17 protein-coding genes are annotated in these 15,422 nt (G+C 68.8%); 6 read left to right on the forward strand and 11 right to left on the reverse strand.

Annotated features, from left to right (window positions below):
• Positions 1-14: 14 nt before the first annotated feature.
• Positions 15-881 carry a pentapeptide repeat-containing protein gene (locus ORI60_RS07735; protein ID WP_266035799.1) on the forward strand — a complete coding sequence of 289 codons (867 nt, stop codon included), beginning with the start codon at positions 15-17 and terminating at the stop codon, positions 879-881.
• An 871-nt stretch (positions 882-1,752) separates the two neighbouring features.
• Here ORI60_RS07735 and ORI60_RS44590 read toward each other — a convergent pair.
• Complete coding sequence (locus ORI60_RS44590) at positions 1,753-2,646, reverse strand: LysR family transcriptional regulator (protein WP_406601951.1); 894 nt, start codon at positions 2,644-2,646, stop codon at positions 1,753-1,755.
• 78 nt (positions 2,647-2,724) lie between these two features.
• Between ORI60_RS44590 and ORI60_RS07755 the strand changes: the two genes are divergently transcribed.
• Together ORI60_RS07755 and ORI60_RS07760 are read left to right on the forward strand one after the other, a co-directional pair.
• Positions 2,725-3,564: an aldo/keto reductase gene (locus ORI60_RS07755; protein WP_266035800.1), complete on the forward strand. Its 840-nt coding sequence runs from the start codon at positions 2,725-2,727 to the stop codon at positions 3,562-3,564.
• A gap of 42 nt (positions 3,565-3,606) precedes the next feature.
• Positions 3,607-4,401 carry a lysozyme gene (locus ORI60_RS07760; RefSeq protein WP_266035802.1) on the forward strand — a complete coding sequence of 265 codons (795 nt, stop codon included), beginning with the start codon at positions 3,607-3,609 and terminating at the stop codon, positions 4,399-4,401.
• A 33-nt stretch (positions 4,402-4,434) separates the two neighbouring features.
• Here ORI60_RS07760 and purL read toward each other — a convergent pair whose 3' ends face one another.
• The 5 genes from purL to ORI60_RS07785 form a co-directional block, all read right to left on the reverse strand.
• A complete protein-coding gene (gene purL, locus ORI60_RS07765; RefSeq protein ID WP_266035804.1) occupies positions 4,435-6,693 on the reverse strand; it encodes a phosphoribosylformylglycinamidine synthase subunit PurL in 2,259 nt (752 codons plus the stop codon).
• Positions 6,690-7,361, reverse strand: coding sequence for a phosphoribosylformylglycinamidine synthase subunit PurQ (gene purQ / locus ORI60_RS07770; RefSeq protein ID WP_266035806.1), 672 nt, complete (start codon positions 7,359-7,361; stop codon positions 6,690-6,692). The genes purL and purQ overlap by 4 nt, the downstream gene beginning before the upstream one ends.
• A complete protein-coding gene (purS, locus tag ORI60_RS07775) occupies positions 7,358-7,597 on the reverse strand; it encodes a phosphoribosylformylglycinamidine synthase subunit PurS (protein WP_030477798.1) in 240 nt (79 codons plus the stop codon). The genes purQ and purS overlap by 4 nt, the downstream gene beginning before the upstream one ends.
• Positions 7,598-7,826: 229 nt before the next feature.
• Positions 7,827-8,054, reverse strand: coding sequence for a hypothetical protein (locus ORI60_RS07780; protein ID WP_266035810.1), 228 nt, complete (start codon positions 8,052-8,054; stop codon positions 7,827-7,829).
• Positions 8,055-8,089: 35 nt separating this feature from the next.
• Positions 8,090-8,260 (reverse strand): hypothetical protein, encoded by a 171-nt coding sequence (locus tag ORI60_RS07785; protein WP_266035812.1) that lies wholly within the window; start codon positions 8,258-8,260, stop codon positions 8,090-8,092.
• 104 nt (positions 8,261-8,364) lie between these two features.
• Between ORI60_RS07785 and ORI60_RS07790 the strand changes: the two genes are divergently transcribed.
• The gene (locus ORI60_RS07790; protein ID WP_266035814.1) at positions 8,365-9,345 is read left to right on the forward strand and encodes an NAD-dependent epimerase/dehydratase family protein; all 981 of its coding nucleotides are present in this window, start codon (positions 8,365-8,367) and stop codon (positions 9,343-9,345) included.
• Here the strand turns inward: ORI60_RS07790 and ORI60_RS07795 are convergent.
• Positions 9,329-10,282 (reverse strand): trypsin-like serine peptidase, encoded by a 954-nt coding sequence (locus ORI60_RS07795; protein ID WP_266035816.1) that lies wholly within the window; start codon positions 10,280-10,282, stop codon positions 9,329-9,331. The genes ORI60_RS07790 and ORI60_RS07795 overlap by 17 nt on opposite strands.
• Positions 10,283-10,519: 237 nt before the next feature.
• Between ORI60_RS07795 and ORI60_RS07800 the strand changes: the two genes are divergently transcribed.
• A complete protein-coding gene (locus tag ORI60_RS07800) occupies positions 10,520-11,143 on the forward strand; it encodes an MBL fold metallo-hydrolase (protein ID WP_266035818.1) in 624 nt (207 codons plus the stop codon).
• Here the strand turns inward: ORI60_RS07800 and ORI60_RS07805 are convergent.
• Positions 11,106-11,756 carry a DUF2334 domain-containing protein gene (locus tag ORI60_RS07805; protein WP_266035820.1) on the reverse strand — a complete coding sequence of 217 codons (651 nt, stop codon included), beginning with the start codon at positions 11,754-11,756 and terminating at the stop codon, positions 11,106-11,108. The two genes, ORI60_RS07800 and ORI60_RS07805, sit on opposite strands and share 38 nt — an antisense overlap.
• 50 nt (positions 11,757-11,806) lie before the next feature.
• A complete protein-coding gene (locus ORI60_RS07810; protein WP_266035821.1) occupies positions 11,807-12,682 on the reverse strand; it encodes a phosphoribosylaminoimidazolesuccinocarboxamide synthase in 876 nt (291 codons plus the stop codon).
• A gap of 88 nt (positions 12,683-12,770) precedes the next feature.
• Between ORI60_RS07810 and ORI60_RS07815 the strand changes: the two genes are divergently transcribed.
• Positions 12,771-13,208, forward strand: coding sequence for a hypothetical protein (locus ORI60_RS07815; RefSeq protein ID WP_266035822.1), 438 nt, complete (start codon positions 12,771-12,773; stop codon positions 13,206-13,208).
• Here ORI60_RS07815 and ORI60_RS07820 read toward each other — a convergent pair.
• The gene (locus ORI60_RS07820; RefSeq protein WP_266035824.1) at positions 13,205-13,990 is read right to left on the reverse strand and encodes an MOSC domain-containing protein; all 786 of its coding nucleotides are present in this window, start codon (positions 13,988-13,990) and stop codon (positions 13,205-13,207) included. The genes ORI60_RS07815 and ORI60_RS07820 overlap by 4 nt on opposite strands.
• Positions 13,991-13,992: 2 nt before the next feature.
• Entirely contained in the window at positions 13,993-15,411 is a 1,419-nt protein-coding gene (gene purB, locus ORI60_RS07825) for an adenylosuccinate lyase (protein WP_266035826.1), read from the reverse strand.
• Between the last annotated feature and the right edge of the window lie 11 nt (positions 15,412-15,422).

Consider the following 15,422-nt stretch of genomic DNA (forward strand, 5'->3'; position numbering starts at 1 on the left):
AGAATGCCGACCTCGTGAGGAAAAGTTTGCTGCTGTCGACCATTCTCGCGTCCATCGGCGTGTTCGTGCTGGTCGGCGGCGCGTTGCTGCTCGTGGACCCCGGCGCGCCCAAGCACGAGGCGATCAAGACCGGGGGTCTCGCGGGCGGCGCGATCATCGCCCTCTACGCGTTGTGGCTGAACGACCGGCGCCGCAAGGTCGAGGAGGCGCGCCAGGAGATCGAGAGCCAGCGCATCGACCACGACAGGTCCCGCGTGGCCGACGAACGGTTCGCGCGCGCCGTCGAGCTGCTGGGCCACGAGACCGCACAGGTGCGGGTGGGCGCCATGCACGCGCTCGCCGGCCTCGCGAAGTCCAGGGCTGAGTACGCGCAGACCGTGCTCGACATCCTCTGCGCGTACCTGCGCCAGCCGTACCGCAAGACGAAGAACGACCCCGAGGAGATCGAGCTTGAGGTCCGGCTCACCTCGCAGCGGCTGATCGAGGACCTGCTGCCGCGCCTGGAGGAGAAGGACCCGCCGATCTACGACCTCAACCTCACCAAGGCCCACCTCGAGTACATGGACCTGTCGTACCGGCAGGTCGGTGACCTGATCATGCGGGTCGCGCACCTCAACGAGTCCAACGCCTTCCACCACATGGTGGTCCACGGCGACGTCTACCTCACCGATGCCGAGGTGGCCGGCCGGTTGTACATGCACCACAACGACTTCCGCCGCAAGGCGTGGTTCAGCAGGGTCAAGGTGCGCGGGCTCGCGGTCTTCACGGAGACGAAGTTCGGCGGGGAGACCAAGTTCGCGGACTCGGAGTGGGCCGACGTGAAGGCGGACGGCTGTGCGTTCGCGGCGGAGGCCGAGCTTCCCGAAGCGTGGAGGAACTGACGTGAAGTGGTTTTTCGCGGTTCTGTCCGCGGCCGTGGTGACCGGGGCGACCGCGGTCCTGCTCTGGCTGGTCAAGGCGCCGGCCGTGGAGATCGTGAAGACCGCCGGCGTCGCGGGCGGTGCCATCGTCGCGCTGTACGCGTTGTGGCTCAACGATCGCAAGCACCTCCTGGAGAGTGAGAAGGTCGCCGACGAGCGGTTCGCGCGGGCGGTGGAGCTGCTCGGCAACGAGGCCGACCAGGTGCGGGTGGGCGCGATGCACGCGCTGGTGTCGCTCGCCAGGTCGACGCCCCGCTACCAGCAGACCGTGCTCGACGTGCTGTGCGCGTACCTGCGGCGGCCCTTCGAGCACCCCGCGCACAAGGCGCGGCCGGAAGACCCGGACCAGCACTTCGGCGAGGTGCCGACGGAGATCCAGCTGGAGCACCAGGTCCGGCTGACCGCGCAACGGCTGATCAAGGACACCCTGTCGTGGGGGAAGAAGCGCAGGCACGAGTCCTTCGACCTGGACCTGACCGGCGCTGTCCTGGAGTACTTCTCGCTGGACGGCCGGTACGTCAACCGGTTCGTCGCCCGGCGCGCGCAGTTCTACGGCATCACGAACCTGCGCAACGTCCACGTCAAGAGCGTGACGCTGTTCTCCGGTGGCAAGTTCCACGGCAGGCTGCAGCTGGAGAACGCCGAGTTCACGGGCGGGATCTCCTTCCAGGAGACGGCCTTCGCCGGTGTGGTCAACCTGGGCAACGAGAAGATGGGTTTCGCCGAGGTGGGCAGGTTCTTCCACCCGTCCCCGCAGCCACCCGCCGCTCAGGACGGCGAGATGAAGGTCCTGGAGGGAACCGAGTTCCGCGAGCCCGCGACCGGCTGGCACCTAACCCGCGACGCGGAGGCGGCCCGACCTGGCCTCCAGAACCATGTCGAGCAGGACGCTCGCGGCGGCGCCGACGGTGTTCGCCGTGACGACGACGGTCTCGGCAACGGGCGCGGTCCCTCGAAGGCCGACGAAGTGCGCGCGGTCGGTCTTGAGGGTGAAGGACTGCGGGACTAACGCGACACCGAGGCCGAAAACGACGAAGTCGAGCAGCGAGTGCACGTCGTTGACCTCGACGGCGACCCTGCGTTCGACCCCGGCGGCGGCCAGCGCGCGGTCGGCCTCGTCGCGGGTGCCCCAGTCGGCGTTGAAGTCGACGAACGGCTGACCGGCCAGCTCTGACAGCTCGATGGACTCCCTTGTAGCGAAGGGACTTCCCGGCGCACACGCGAGCACGAGCGGTTCACTGGCCAGAGTGGACACGCGCAGGTCGTCGGCGATCTTCGGCTGGCGCGTGACGAACGCGAGGTCGAGCCGGCCCGCGCGCACCTCCTCGACCAGCTCGGCGTTGCCGGACTGGCGCATCCTGATCTCGACGCCGGGGTGCAGCTCGTGGAACCGGGCCAGCACCGCGGGCAGGTGCACCACGTGCAGGCACTGCAGGCTGCCGACGGACAACGTGCCGCGCAGCAGCCCCTGGACGGCGGCGACCGCGTCCTTGGCGGCGGAGACGCTGCTCAACGCCCTGCGCGCCTCGGGCAGCAGCGCCCGTCCGGCCTGGGTCAGCTCGACCTGGCGGGTGGTGCGCAGGAACAGCGGCGCGCCCAGCTCGACCTCCAGCGCGCGGATCGACGCCGAGAGACCCGACTGGGCGATGTGCAGCCGGTGCGCGGCTCGCGTGAAGTGGCACTCTTCGGCGACCGCGAGGAAGTGTTCGAGCTGTCTGAGTTCCACGATTCATCACCCGCAGTGCTCAATGAGATCAGTTCTCCGCGTTGGACAGCTTAATCGCCAGGGTTCAGAGTGGAGTGCATGCAGAAGCGCCGTATCGGAGAAGTGGAAGTCAGCGCCATCGGCCTGGGCGGCATGCCCGTCTCCGTGCAGGGGAGGCCGGACCGCGCGCAGGCGATCGAGACCATCCACGCCGCACTGGACTCTGGCGTGACGTTCATCGACACCGCCGACGCCTACTCGCTCGACGACACCGACTTCGGGCACAACGAGTCGCTCATCGCCGAAGCGCTGCGCGGCCGTTCCGAAGAGGTGTTCGTGGCGACCAAGGGCGGGCACACGCGCGTGCCGGGCGGAGGCTGGGAGCTCGACGGACGGCCCGAGTACCTGCGCAAAGCCGTCGACGGCTCGTTGCGGCGGCTCGGTGTCGACCAGATCTTCCTCTACCAGTTCCACCGGCCCGACCCGAAGACGCCGATCGCGGAGTCGGTCGGAGCGCTCAAGGAGCTGCTGGACAACGGCAAGATCCGCTACGCCGGTGTCTCGAACTTCAACCCGGACGAGATCGTGCTCGCCAACGACATCCTCGGCGGGCGGCTCGCGGCCGTGCAGAACCAGTTCTCGCCGGTGTTCCGGTCGAGCGAACCCGAACTGGAGCTCTGCGCGAAGCTCGGCATCGCGTTCCTGCCGTGGAGCCCGTTCGGCGGGATCGGCAAGGCGGGCGAGCTGAGCGGGCCGTTCAAGGAGGTCGGTGACGCCCACGGCGTGAGCGCCCACCAGGTCTGTCTCGCGTGGATGCTCGCGAAGTCCGAAGTGGTAGTCCCCATTCCGGGTGCTTCTCGCCCGGCGAGCATCCGGGATTCGGCCTCCGCCACCCACCTGGAGTTGTCCGCCGAGGAGCTGTCCCGCCTGGACGGGTGACCCCGGTAGCTAATTGCGACAAATGGTCGCACGATCTAGTCCATGCGGACCTTGATCAGCATCGTGGCGATCGTCGCCGGCATGACGCCGGCACCCGCGTCCGCGGCGCCCTTGCCCGAGGGCTCCGCGGACCACACCGCGGGTTCCCAGATCCTCAAGCACGAAGGCGCGGGTGACCTTCGTTCGGACTCGGACTCCCCGCCCACCGAGGGCAAGGTGCCCGGCATGGACGTGAGCAGCCACCAGGGCGACGTCGACTGGAAGTCCTCTTGGGACAAAGGTGCCCGGTTCGCCTACGTCAAGGCGACCGAGGGCACCCACTACAAGAACCCGAAGTTCACCCAGCAGTACAACGGGTCCCTGAACATCGGCATGATCCGCGGCGCGTACCACTTCGCGCTGCCGGACCGCGCCACCGGCGTGCAGCAGGCGAACTTCTTCGTCGACAACGGCGGCGGGTGGTCACCCGACGGCAAGACGCTGCCGCCCGCGCTCGACATGGAGTACAACCCGTACGGCGAGACCTGCTACAACATGAACCAGACCGCGATGACGGCGTGGGTCAAGCAGTTCAGCGACACGGTCTTCGCGCGCACCAAGCGTTATCCGGTGATCTACACGTCCACGAACTGGTGGAACAAGTGCGTCGGCGGCTCGGTGAAGTTCGGCGACAACAACCCGCTGTGGATCGCGCACTACAACTCGAAGCTCGGCCCGTTGCCGGTCGGGTTCGACTTCCACACGATCTGGCAGTGGCAGGCGGCCGGGCTCTTCCCCGGTGACCAGAACCTGTTCAACGGCAGGTTCGAGCAGCTGCAGCGCATCGCCGCGAGCTGAGAAGGGCCCCGTCGGCGACGGGGCCCTTCGTGCTCAGTCGAACAGCGCCGGGAGGGTGCCCTCCCAGGCTTCGCGCAGCTCGTCCAGCGGGAGCTCGCCGAGGCCCTGGACCTCAAGGGCGTTCGACTCCGGGTCCACCACGCCGATCTTGCGCCACGGCAGCCGGCGCGCGGTGCACATGTCGGTGAACCGCTGCTCCTCGGTGCGCGGCACGGCGACCAGCACGCGGCCGGCGGACTCGCTGAACAGCGAGGTGAACAGGTCGCCCTCGGGGAAGACCCGCGCGCCCACCTCGCCGATCAGGCACGTCTCGACCAGCGCCTGCGCCAGGCCGCCCTCGGAGAGGTCGTGCGCGGCGGAGACCATGCCGTCGCGCGAGCCCGCGACGAGGATCTCGCCCAGCAGCTTCTCCCGCGCCAGGTCGACCTTCGGCGGCCGTCCACCCAGGTGGCCGTGGACGTGGTGCGCCCACTCCGATCCGCCGAACTCGTCGTGCGTCTCGCCGAGCAGCAGCAGCGTCTCGCCGGCCTCGGCGCCGATCCCCGTGGGGATGCGGCGGCGCACGTCGTCGATGACGCCCAGCACGCCCACGACCGGCGTCGGCAGGATCGCCGTGGAGCCGGTCTGGTTGTAGAAGCTGACGTTGCCGCCGGTCACCGGGATGCCGAGCTCGGCGCAGCCGTCCGCGAGGCCCTTCACGGCCTGCTCGAACTGCCACATGACCGCCGGGTCCTCCGGCGAGCCGAAGTTGAGGCAGTTGGTGACGGCGACCGGGGTGGCACCCGTGGCCGCGACGTTGCGGTAGGCCTCGGCCAGCGCCAGCTTCGCGCCCTCGTACGGGTCGAGCAACGTGTAGCGGCCGTTGCAGTCCGTGGAGAGCGCCACGCCGCGGCCGGTCTCCTCGTCGATCCGGATCATGCCGCTGTCGCTCGGCTGCGCGAGGACCGTACCGCCGCGGACGTAGCGGTCGTACTGCTGCGTGACCCACTTCTTGGAGGCCAGGTTGGGGCTGGCCGCCATGGTCTTGACCAACGCGAGCAGCTCGTCCCTGCCCGGCCGCGGAAGGCTGTCCGGCGTGTTCGCCTGCAGCTCGTCCTGGTCGGCGGGCCGCTGGATCGGCCGGTGGTAGACCGGGCCTTCGTGCGCGACCGTGCGCGGAGGCACGTCGACGACGACCTCGTCGTGGTAGGTGATGACCAGCCGGTCGCCTTCCGTCACCTCACCGATCTCGGTGGCGATGACGTCCCACTTCGCGCAGACCTCCATGAACGCCTCGACGTTGGCCGGCTCGACCACCGCGCACATGCGTTCCTGGGACTCGCTGGAGAGGATCTCGGCCGGAGTCATGCCGGTGGCCCGCAACGGCACCCGGTCGAGCCGGACGTGCATGCCGCTGTCGCCCGCGGACGCCAGTTCGGACGTCGCGCAGGACAGGCCCGCACCGCCTAGGTCCTGGATGCCCGCGACGAGGCCCTTCTCGAAGAGCTCGAGCGAGCACTCGATCAGCACCTTCTCGGTGAACGGGTCGCCGACCTGCACGCTCGGCAGCTTCTTGCGCTTGCCGGCGGTGTCGTCGAACGTCTCGCTCGCCAGGACGCTCACGCCACCGATGCCGTCGAGGCCGGTGCGGGCGCCGTAGAGGATGACCTTGTTGCCGGTGCCGCTCGCGTGCGCGAGGTGCAGGTCCTCGACGCGCATCGCACCGACGCACAGGGCGTTGACCAGCGGGTTGCCCTGGTAGGACTCGTCGAACACGACCTCGCCGCCGATGTTCGGCAGCCCGAGGCAGTTCCCGTAGCCGCCGACACCCGCGACGATGCCGGGCAGGACGCGCTTCGTGTCCTCGGCGTCGGGCCTGCCGAACCGCAGCGGGTCCATGACCGCGAGCGGCCGCGCGCCCATCGCGAGGATGTCGCGCACGATGCCGCCGACCCCCGTCGCGGCACCCTGGTAGGGCTCGACGTACGACGGGTGGTTGTGGCTCTCGACCTTGAACGTGACGGCCCAGCCGTCACCGACGTCGACGACGCCGGCGTTCTCGCCGATGCCCGCAAGCATCTTGCCGCGCATCTCGTCGGTCGTGGTGTCGCCGAAGTACTTCAGGTGCACCTTGGACGACTTGTAGGAGCAGTGCTCACTCCACATGACCGAGTACATCGCGAGCTCGGCGTCGGTCGGGCGGCGCTTCAGGATCTCCTTGATGCGCGCGTACTCGTCGTCCTTGAGGCCGAGCTCTTTGTAAGGCTGCTCCTGGTCGGGCGTCGCCTCGGCGTTCTTGACGGTGTCGATCATGCCTTCACCACCGTGTCGAGCAGGGACAGGAACATGCCCAGTCCGTCGTCCGTGGGGCCGGTGAGCGCGTCGATGGCGTGCTCGGGGTGCGGCATCAGCCCGACGACGTTGCCCCTGGCGTTCGTGATGCCCGCGATGTTGTTGCGGCTGCCGTTGGGGTTGTCGCCGACGTACCGGAAGACGACGCGGCCGTTGTCCTCCAGCTCCTTGAGCGTGTCCTCGTCGGCCTGGTAGCCGCCCTCGCCCGACTTCAACGGCACGAGGATCTCGGCGTTCCTGTCGTAGCGGGTGGTCCACGCCGTGGTGTTGTTCTCGACCGCGAGCCACTGGTCGCGGCACACGAAGTGCAGCTTGTGGTTGCGGGTGAGCGCACCGGGCAGCAGATGCGCCTCGGCGAGGATCTGGAAACCGTTGCAGATGCCGAGAACCGGCATCCCCTTGTTCGCGGCCTCGATCACTTCCTGCATGACGGGCGCGAACCGCGCGATGGCACCGCACCGCAGATAGTCGCCATACGAGAACCCACCGGGCACGACGACCGCGTCAACGCCCTTGAGGTCGTGATCCCCGTGCCACAGCGGCACGGCCTCGCCGTCGGCGTACCGGACGGCCCGCTGCGCGTCGACGTCGTCGAGGCTGCCGGGGAAGGTGATGACACCGACCCTCATGCCTCGACCCTGCGCACGGTCCAGTCCTCGATCACGGGGTTGGCGAGGAAGGTCTCGGCGATCTTGGCGAGCGTGGCGTCGTCGACGTCGTCGGCGACCTCCAGCTCGAAGTGCTTGCCCTGACGGACGGCGGTGACGCCGTCGAAGCCGAGACGGGGCAGCGCGTTCGCCACCGCCTGGCCTTGGGGGTCGAGAATTTCGGGCTTCGGCATGACGTCGACGACGACTCGGGCCACGACAGACTGCTCCCGGGTTTGAGGGGCTGGCGGTACCTCGAGAGCCTATCTGACCTGTGCGTTCATCCTCCCGACACGTGTTCGGGGGCACATCGTCACCGGTCCACCTTCGGGTGAACGAGCTTGTCTCAGCGGGGCCGTTTGGTAATCTGGTCTCAGCTTCGGCCCGTAAGCCGGAGAAGTGAGCACGGTGCCCGTCCGGACGGTCGGCCGCCGTGCTTCGCGCTTTCTAGGGCAACCTCGTGTCGATGACATTGCCCATCAACGGTCGAACGCGTCGCAGCCAGTCGCCGCCAGCGCCGTAGCACCACGCGACGATGTCCGGAATCCACAACAACGGATCGTTCTCGCTGGGCAGGTGCTCGTAGAACAAGCCCGTGCCCCACGAGGACTTGCCGAGAGTCGTTCGGATGGTCAGCAGGTCGTGGTCGTCGCGAACCTCCCGGCTGTCGAACACCAACCGCGTGACGCCGACCTTCAGGACGTCGTCAGTCAGCCGGGCAACGCAGGTCTGCCTTGCACGTTCCTCGCCCTTGCGGCAGCAGGCGACACCAGGGCCACCGCCAGCAGGTACGTGTCGTTGCGCCGAGACTCGTCGACGAAGGCGTGCACACTCACGAAACGTCCATCGGCCAGCCGCGACCAGCAGTTCAGCAACTCCAACTGATCGAGTCCAAACGATCAGGAATTGGACCTATTCCAACAGGCTATTTCGCCCAAAGCGAGACCACTGGCAGCCGAGCCCGATCGGACGGATGCTGGAGATCATGAAGATCCTCGTGCTCGGCGGAACCGTGTTCCTCAGCAAGGCCGTCACGGCGGAGGCCGTCCGCCGTGGCCACGACGTGGTCTGCGCTGCCCGCGGTGCCTCCGGCGGGGTGCCGGAGGGCGCCACGCTCGTCCCGGTCGACAGGAACAAGCCCGGTGCGTTCGACGCGCTGGCCGGCGAGCAGTTCGACGCGGTGATCGACGTGTCGAAGTACTCGGTGAACTGGGTGCGCGACGCGCTGGAGGCGTTCGGGGCGACGACGCCGCACTGGACGTTCGTGTCCAGCATCTCCGTCTACGCGGACCACTCGACGGGCAGCGACGAGCTGTTGCCGCCGCTGGAGGACGACCCTTCAGCCGAGTTCACGGCCGAGCGGTACGGCAGCGTCAAGGTCGCCAGCGAGATCGCCGTCAGGGAGGCCGTCGCCGGTCGCGACTTCATCGTGCGGGCCGGGCTCATCACCGGGCCGGACGACCCGAGCGACAGGTTCGGGTACTGGCCCGCGCGGATGGCGCAGGGCGGGCGCGTGGTCGTTCCGGACAGCCCTGACCTGGGGTTCCAGCACATCGACGCGCGGGACCTGGCGCAGTGGATCGTGTTCGCGGCCGAGGAGCGGGTGACGGGCACGTACGACTCGACCGGGCCGGTCATGCCGTTCCAGATGGCCATCGGCGAGATCGCCGGCGCGACCGCTCAGCCGGGGACGCAGCTCGTACCGGTGTCGGAGAGCGTGCTGAAGGAGCTGGGCATCAACCCGTGGGCCGGGCCTCGGTCACTGCCGCTGTGGCTGCCGCAGGAGTGGGCCAAGATGGTCGGCCGCGACGTCAGCAACGCGCTGGCCAACGGGCTGCGGGTCAGGCCGCTGGCCGAGACCGCGCTCGACTCGCTGGAGTACGAGCGCGGCCTCGGGCTGGACCGGCCCCGCAAGGCGGGGCTCACTCAGCAGGAGGAGCAGGAGATCCTCACAGCAGTGAGTTGATCTGCGCGGCGACGAGGTCGATGCGCACGCCCTGGTTCGGGCAGCCGCCGAAGTGGTGGAGCCCGATCACCTTGTGCGTGCGCCTCGACAGCACGGGTGAGCCGGACGAGCCGCCTTCGGTGTCGCACATGTAGCTGATGTCGGACTGCGACGAGCTGCCGTTCACCCGTACCGCGCGCACGACGCAGTAGCCGCCGCCGTTGTTGTTGTCGCGCAACGACAACTTCTTCAGCTTCCCGGCCGGGTGGCCGACGATGTACATCTCCTCACCCACGGCCGGAACGCGCGCGTCCAGTTCGAGGTAACCGAACGAGCTGATGGCCGCGAAGTTGTTCACGGTGAAGAGGGTGTAGTCGAGTGCGGCGCTGTACTTCAGGACCTGCGCCGCCAGCACCTTCGTGACGGTGGCCGAGGTGGTGCCACCGCACGTCGGGCACTGGTAGTTGAACCACACCTCGATGCCGCTGGTGCTGGTGAAGCAGTGCTCGTTGGTCAGCATGCGGTTGTTGGGGCCGACCCGCCACGCCGTGCACAGCGAGCTGCCGTTGCGCAGCAGCTTCGCCACGGACGCGGTCTTGCCCCACTCGGTCGGGTTGCTGGACTGGTAGCAGACCGCGTCCTTGTAGTCGTTCGTGCCGCAGATGCTCTGCACGGACGGCTGCGAGGACATCTCGGCCTCGGTGTAGCCGCGCGTGAGCTTGTCGATCCGGACGCGCGACAGCGGGTTCGTCACCGACACCACGGCCCGGTCGCCCGTGACAGACATGGCCCAGAAGCCCGACGCGTCGACCGTGGCGGTCAGCGAGGCCTTCAGGTCTCTCGTGTACGTGTACTTCTCGGTGCCGTCGGGGTTCGACACGGTCAGCACGTCACCGGGGAGGATCCGCAGGTCCGTGAAATGCAGCTTCACGTAACCGGACCCCGGTCGTTCGATCACCGTCGAACGGTTCGCGCCACCCACGCGGACTGAGACCGATTCCTCAGTGCCGATTTCCTGACTCTGCGGCGAAGCCGCCTGAGCAGGTGTAGAGGTGGTGGTAGCAGGGACGATGGACGTCATCGGCAGGGCAAGCGCCAGTGCCGTGAGGAGTTGCAGGGTTTTCCTCATGCCTTTTGATACTTCCGACGTCACCTGACCGTGTCAGCCCGCCGAACGTCGGTAATGGAGGAATCTGTGCAACTTGTCCATTTCGGTCATGCCTGCGTGCTGCTGGACTCGGGGTCGACGCGGATCCTGATCGATCCGGGCACGTTCTCCGCCGGCTTCGAGGGGCTGGAGGACCTGGACGCGGTGCTGATCACGCACCAGCACTTCGACCACGTCGACGTGGAGAAGCTGCCCGCGCTGCTCAAGGCCAACCCTCGGGCGCAGCTCATCGTCGACGAGGGCACGGCGCCCATCGTCGAGGACGCGACCGTCGCCCGGCCGGGTGACACGTTCAAGGTCGGCGACACGACCGTCCGGGTCGTCGGCGGGCAGCACGCGATGATCCACGAGGAGATCCCGATCGTGCCGAACGCCGCCTACGTGGTCGGCGACGGCGCGTTCTACCACCCCGGCGACTCGCTGTTCGTGCCGGACGAGGACGTCGACGTGCTCGGCCTGCCCGCGGGCGCGCCCTGGATGCGCACCGGCGAGGCGGTCGACTTCATGCGTGCCGTGAAGCCGCGTGTCGCCGTGCCGATCCACGAGAAGACGCTCGCGAGCCCGCAGATGGCCCACCGGCTCTTCGAGATGCTCAAGCCGGAGGGCACCGAGGTCAGGCCGCTGACGCCAGGCGAGGAGACGGCAGTCTGACGTAGGTGGTCGGCGCGGCGTCGTGGGCGAGAGCGATGTCCACGGCGTCGAGCACGGCCTGCCGCGCACCGGGCCGGTGCAGGTCGCGGGCGTCGACGGTGATCCGGGTCAGCCCGCCGCGGCGCGCGGACCTGGCGGCCGCGTAGACCAGTGCCAGCGACCGCAGTTCGCCGAAGCTGGTGCGTTCGGTCAGCGCGTGCAGGCGGCCGAGGGTCGCGAGTCCGCTGCCGACCTCGCGGACGGCATGCGCGTCGGCGCACCGGTTGAACTTGTGCTTGGCCAGCGCGATCAACGTGCCGGGCGACGCCACGCAACGCCGTGGCGCGAACGTGTCGGCGTTGAGCCCGATGGCGTCCATCTGCAGACGCGCGCCCATCAACAACAACCCGGCTTCGTAGGCGGGTAGCCGCCGTTGGCCGAGACCGTGCAGCACGACGGCATCGCCGAGCGAGGTGCGGTGCCGCACCCATTCCTGCGCCCTGCCGAGCTCGCGAGGGGCTACGAGCAGCGACAACGGCACCTGCCGCGGATCAAGGGCCGCGGCGAGATCAGCGCATCGGTCGAGTGTCTGCGGACCGATGCCGGACAGGGAGACCACGAGCTGTGAGTGCACGGTATGAGTGCGCCACGCCGTGGTGACATCCGCGTGAAAGCAGAGCTAACTCACGCAAGCCAGTCAGCGAAGGACCGGCCGGTGAGCCGCTCGTAGGCCTCGACGTACCGCTGACGGGTCGCCTCGACGACGTCGGCGGGCAGCGGAGGCGGCGGAACGTCGCTCTTGCGGTCCCAGCCGGACGCGGACGACGTCAGCCAGTCGCGCACGAACTGCTTGTCGAACGACGGCTGCACGCGGCCGGGCTCGTAGCCCTCGGCCGGCCAGTAGCGCGACGAGTCCGGCGTGAAGACCTCGTCCGCGAGGATCAGCTCGCCCGAGGCGTCCAGCCCGAACTCGAACTTCGTGTCCGCCAGGATCAGGCCACGCGTCAACGCGTACGCGCGCGCCTCGCTGTACAGCTCGATCGTGCGGTCGCGCAGCTTCGACGCCAGCTCGACACCGTGCTTCTCGGCGATGACGTCGAACGACACGTTCTCGTCGTGCGCGCCGATCTCGGCCTTCGACGCGGGCGTGAAGATCGGCGGCTCCAGCTCGGACGCCTCGACCAGCCCGGCCGGCAGCTCGATCCCGCACACCGCGCCGGTCGCCGTGTAGTCGGCCATGCCGGAGCCCGTCAGGTACCCGCGCGCCACGCACTCGACGTCGACCATCTGCAGCTTGCGCACCAGCAACGCACGGCCGCGGACCTCGGCGGGGATGCGCGGGTCGTCGAACGCGACCAGGTGGTTCGGGGTGAGCCGCTCGAACCAGAAAACGCTCATCGCGGTGAGCACGCGCCCCTTGTCGGGGATCTCCGAGCTCAGGATGTGGTCGTACGCCGAGATGCGGTCCGACGCGACGAACAGCAGCAGCTCGTCGTCCACGTCGTACAGATCGCGAACCTTGCCGCGGGCGACGTGCTGGTAGTCAGCGAGCGTAGGCACGCCGGTGAGCCTACGTGGCCTTGTCCTGAAAGCGACGTACACCCCGCCACCACTACAGATCAAGGGCGAAGAAGCTTAAGGTGCACCCGTGCTCCCTAGAAAGGCCCTGTGGATCCCGGCTTTGGCAAGCTTGGGACTGCTCATCGTGCTGGGCGTGGCCGGGTGGAGCTTCGACTCCAGTCCCATCTCATCCCCCTCGTCGGGCGGCTCGCTGAACACGAGCACGACCCAGTCGGTGAGCATCGTGCCGACCCCGGACGTCGCCGACATCACCGTGAAGGGCTCCTCCTCCGAGGCGCCGGCCACCACCACGACGAAGACGACGCAGCCGAAGCCGCCACCGGCCCAGCAGCCTCCACCCGTGCAGCAGCCGACGACCACCGAGCCCCCGCAGCAGGGACTCCTCGTCAACGAGGGCGCGCGCTGCGATCCCGAGGGCGCGAGCGGCATCGGTCTGCTCGGCGAGAAGCTGGTGTGCCGCAAGGATCCGCAGCGCGGCGACCGTTTGCGCTGGCAGAAGGCCTAGGCCCGCCACTCCAGCACGTCGATCTTGTCGCCGACGCTGATCGTGCCGGTGCGCACGACCTGCGCCTTCATGCCGAACGTGACGCCGCCGTCGGGGTCGCGGCGGTAGGTCGCCAGCGAACGAATCGGCTCGGGGCCGTTCTTCAGCCCGGTCTCCTGGTCGACCATCGGCACCGCACAGCGCACGCAGTCCTTGGCGTAGGCCAGTTCCACGTCACCGATCGCCGCGCGCCGCACCCGGTCCTCCGTGTGCGGTTCCGGCCAGCCGGACACGACGACGTTGGGGCGGAAGCGGTTCATCGGCACCGGTTCCCCGCCGCGTTCCAGGATGCGCTCGTTCAACCCGTCCAATGAGGACAGCGAGAGCACCAGCAACGCGTTGCCGTCGGCGTACCCGACGACTCCGGTGGTCTCGCCCGTCGTCTCGCGGTGGAGGTCCGGCGGTGTCCGCACGAGCCGCACGGACTTGCCGAGCACGTCGGAGAAGTACGCGGCGGCCTCGTCACCCTGGTCGATCCCGGTGCCGTGCCAGACGTGCACGACCACCGGAACCCGCGGACCGTCGGCGACGACCGGGAAGGACTCGCCGCCGATCGACAGCGTCGAGTCCTCGAGGGACGGACGCAGCGCGGCCATCTCCGGAACCTTGCGCTGCGACAGGAACAGGCCGTCGTCGACCAGCATCATCATCCGGTCGTCGCGCAGCCCCGTCGGCTCCACGGCCGAGGAGGCGCGGGAGTACCCGGCGCAACCCTTGATCGGGTAGACGACCAGGTCGGACACGATCACAGGATCGGCTCCGGCTCGTAGACCGGGTACTTGTCGACGACCGCGGCGACCTGCTCCACCACGGACGCGACCTGCGCCGACGCCACGCCGGTGAACGACAGGCGGTCGGCCAGCAGCGCGTCCAGGGCGGCGCGGTCGAGCGGCAGGCGGGAGTCCGCGGCGAGCCGGTCCAGCAGGTCGTTCTGCGCCAGGCCCTGCTCGCGCATCGCCAGCGCGACGGCCACCGCGTTCTCCTTGATGGCCTCGTGCGCGGTCTCACGGCCGACACCCGCGCGCACGGCCGCCATCAGCACCTTCGTGGTGCCGAGGAACGGCAGGTAGCGGTCCAGCTCGCGAGCGACGACGGCCGGGTAGGCGCCGAACTCGTCGAGCACAGTCAGGAACGTCTCCAGCAGCCCGTCGAACGCGAAGAACGCGTCCGGCAGCGCGACCCGGCGGACCACCGAGCACGACACGTCGCCCTCGTTCCACTGGTCGCCCGCGAGCTCGCCGACCATCGACAGGTAGCCGCGCAGGATCACCGCGAAGCCGTTCACGCGCTCGCACGAGCGGGTGTTCATCTTGTGCGGCATGGCGCTGGACCCGACCTGGCCGGGCTTGAAGCCCTCGGTGACCAGCTCGTGGCCCGCCATGAGCCGGATCGTCTTCGCCACCGACGACGGCGCCGCGGCGAGCTGCACGAGCGTGGAGACGACGTCGAAGTCGAGCGAGCGCGGGTAGACCTGGCCGACGCTCGTGAGCACGCGCTCGAAGCCGAGGTGGCCCGCGACCGTCTGCTCCAGCTCCTGCAGCTTCTCGGGCGTGCCGAGCAGGTCGAGCATGTCCTGGGCCGTGCCGACCGGGCCCTTGATGCCGCGCAACGGGTAGCGCGCGATCAGCTCGTCGAGCCTGCTGAACGCCACCAGCAGCTCGTCCGCGCCCGTCGCGAAGCGCTTGCCCAGCGTCGTGGCCTGCGCGGCCACGTTGTGCGATCGGCCTGCCATGACGAGGTCGGAGTGCTCGGCCGCGAGGCGTGCGAGCCGGCCGAGGACGGCGGCGACCTTGGAGCGGATCAGCTCCAGCGACCGCAGCACCTGCAGCTGCTCGACGTTCTCGGTCAGGTCGCGCGAGGTCATGCCCTTGTGGACCTGCTCGTGGCCCGCGAGCGCGTTGAACTCCTCGATGCGCGCCTTCACGTCGTGACGGGTGACCCGCTCGCGCGCCGCGATCGACTCCAGGTCGACCTGCTCCAGCACGCGCTCGTAGTCCGCGACCGCGGTGGCCGGCACGTCGATGCCCGCGGCGGCCTGTGCCCGCAGGACCGCGAGCCACAGCTGGCGCTCCAGCACGATCTTGTGCTCGGCCGACCAGAGCGTCGCGAGCGACGTGGAGGCGTACCGACCTGCGAGGACGTTGGCGATGCGGGGCTTCGTCACGCCCTCAGATT

Origin of the sequence: Lentzea sp. NEAU-D7, from assembly GCF_026242055.1 — a bacterium.
Taxonomy (GTDB): Bacteria; Actinomycetota; Actinomycetes; order Mycobacteriales; family Pseudonocardiaceae; genus Lentzea.

Bases quoted from the DNA above. Each gene is read 5' to 3' on its own strand.
- ORI60_RS07790 (WP_266035814.1), top strand. From the start codon at position 8,365: ATGAAGATCCTCGTGCTCGGCGGAACCGTGTTCCTCAGCAAGGCCGTC.
- purQ (WP_266035806.1), bottom strand. From the start codon at position 7,361: ATGAGGGTCGGTGTCATCACCTTCCCCGGCAGCCTCGACGACGTCGAC.
- ORI60_RS07755 (WP_266035800.1), top strand. From the start codon at position 2,725: ATGCAGAAGCGCCGTATCGGAGAAGTGGAAGTCAGCGCCATCGGCCTG.
- purL (WP_266035804.1), bottom strand. From the start codon at position 6,693: ATGATCGACACCGTCAAGAACGCCGAGGCGACGCCCGACCAGGAGCAG.
- ORI60_RS07760 (WP_266035802.1), top strand. From the start codon at position 3,607: ATGCGGACCTTGATCAGCATCGTGGCGATCGTCGCCGGCATGACGCCG.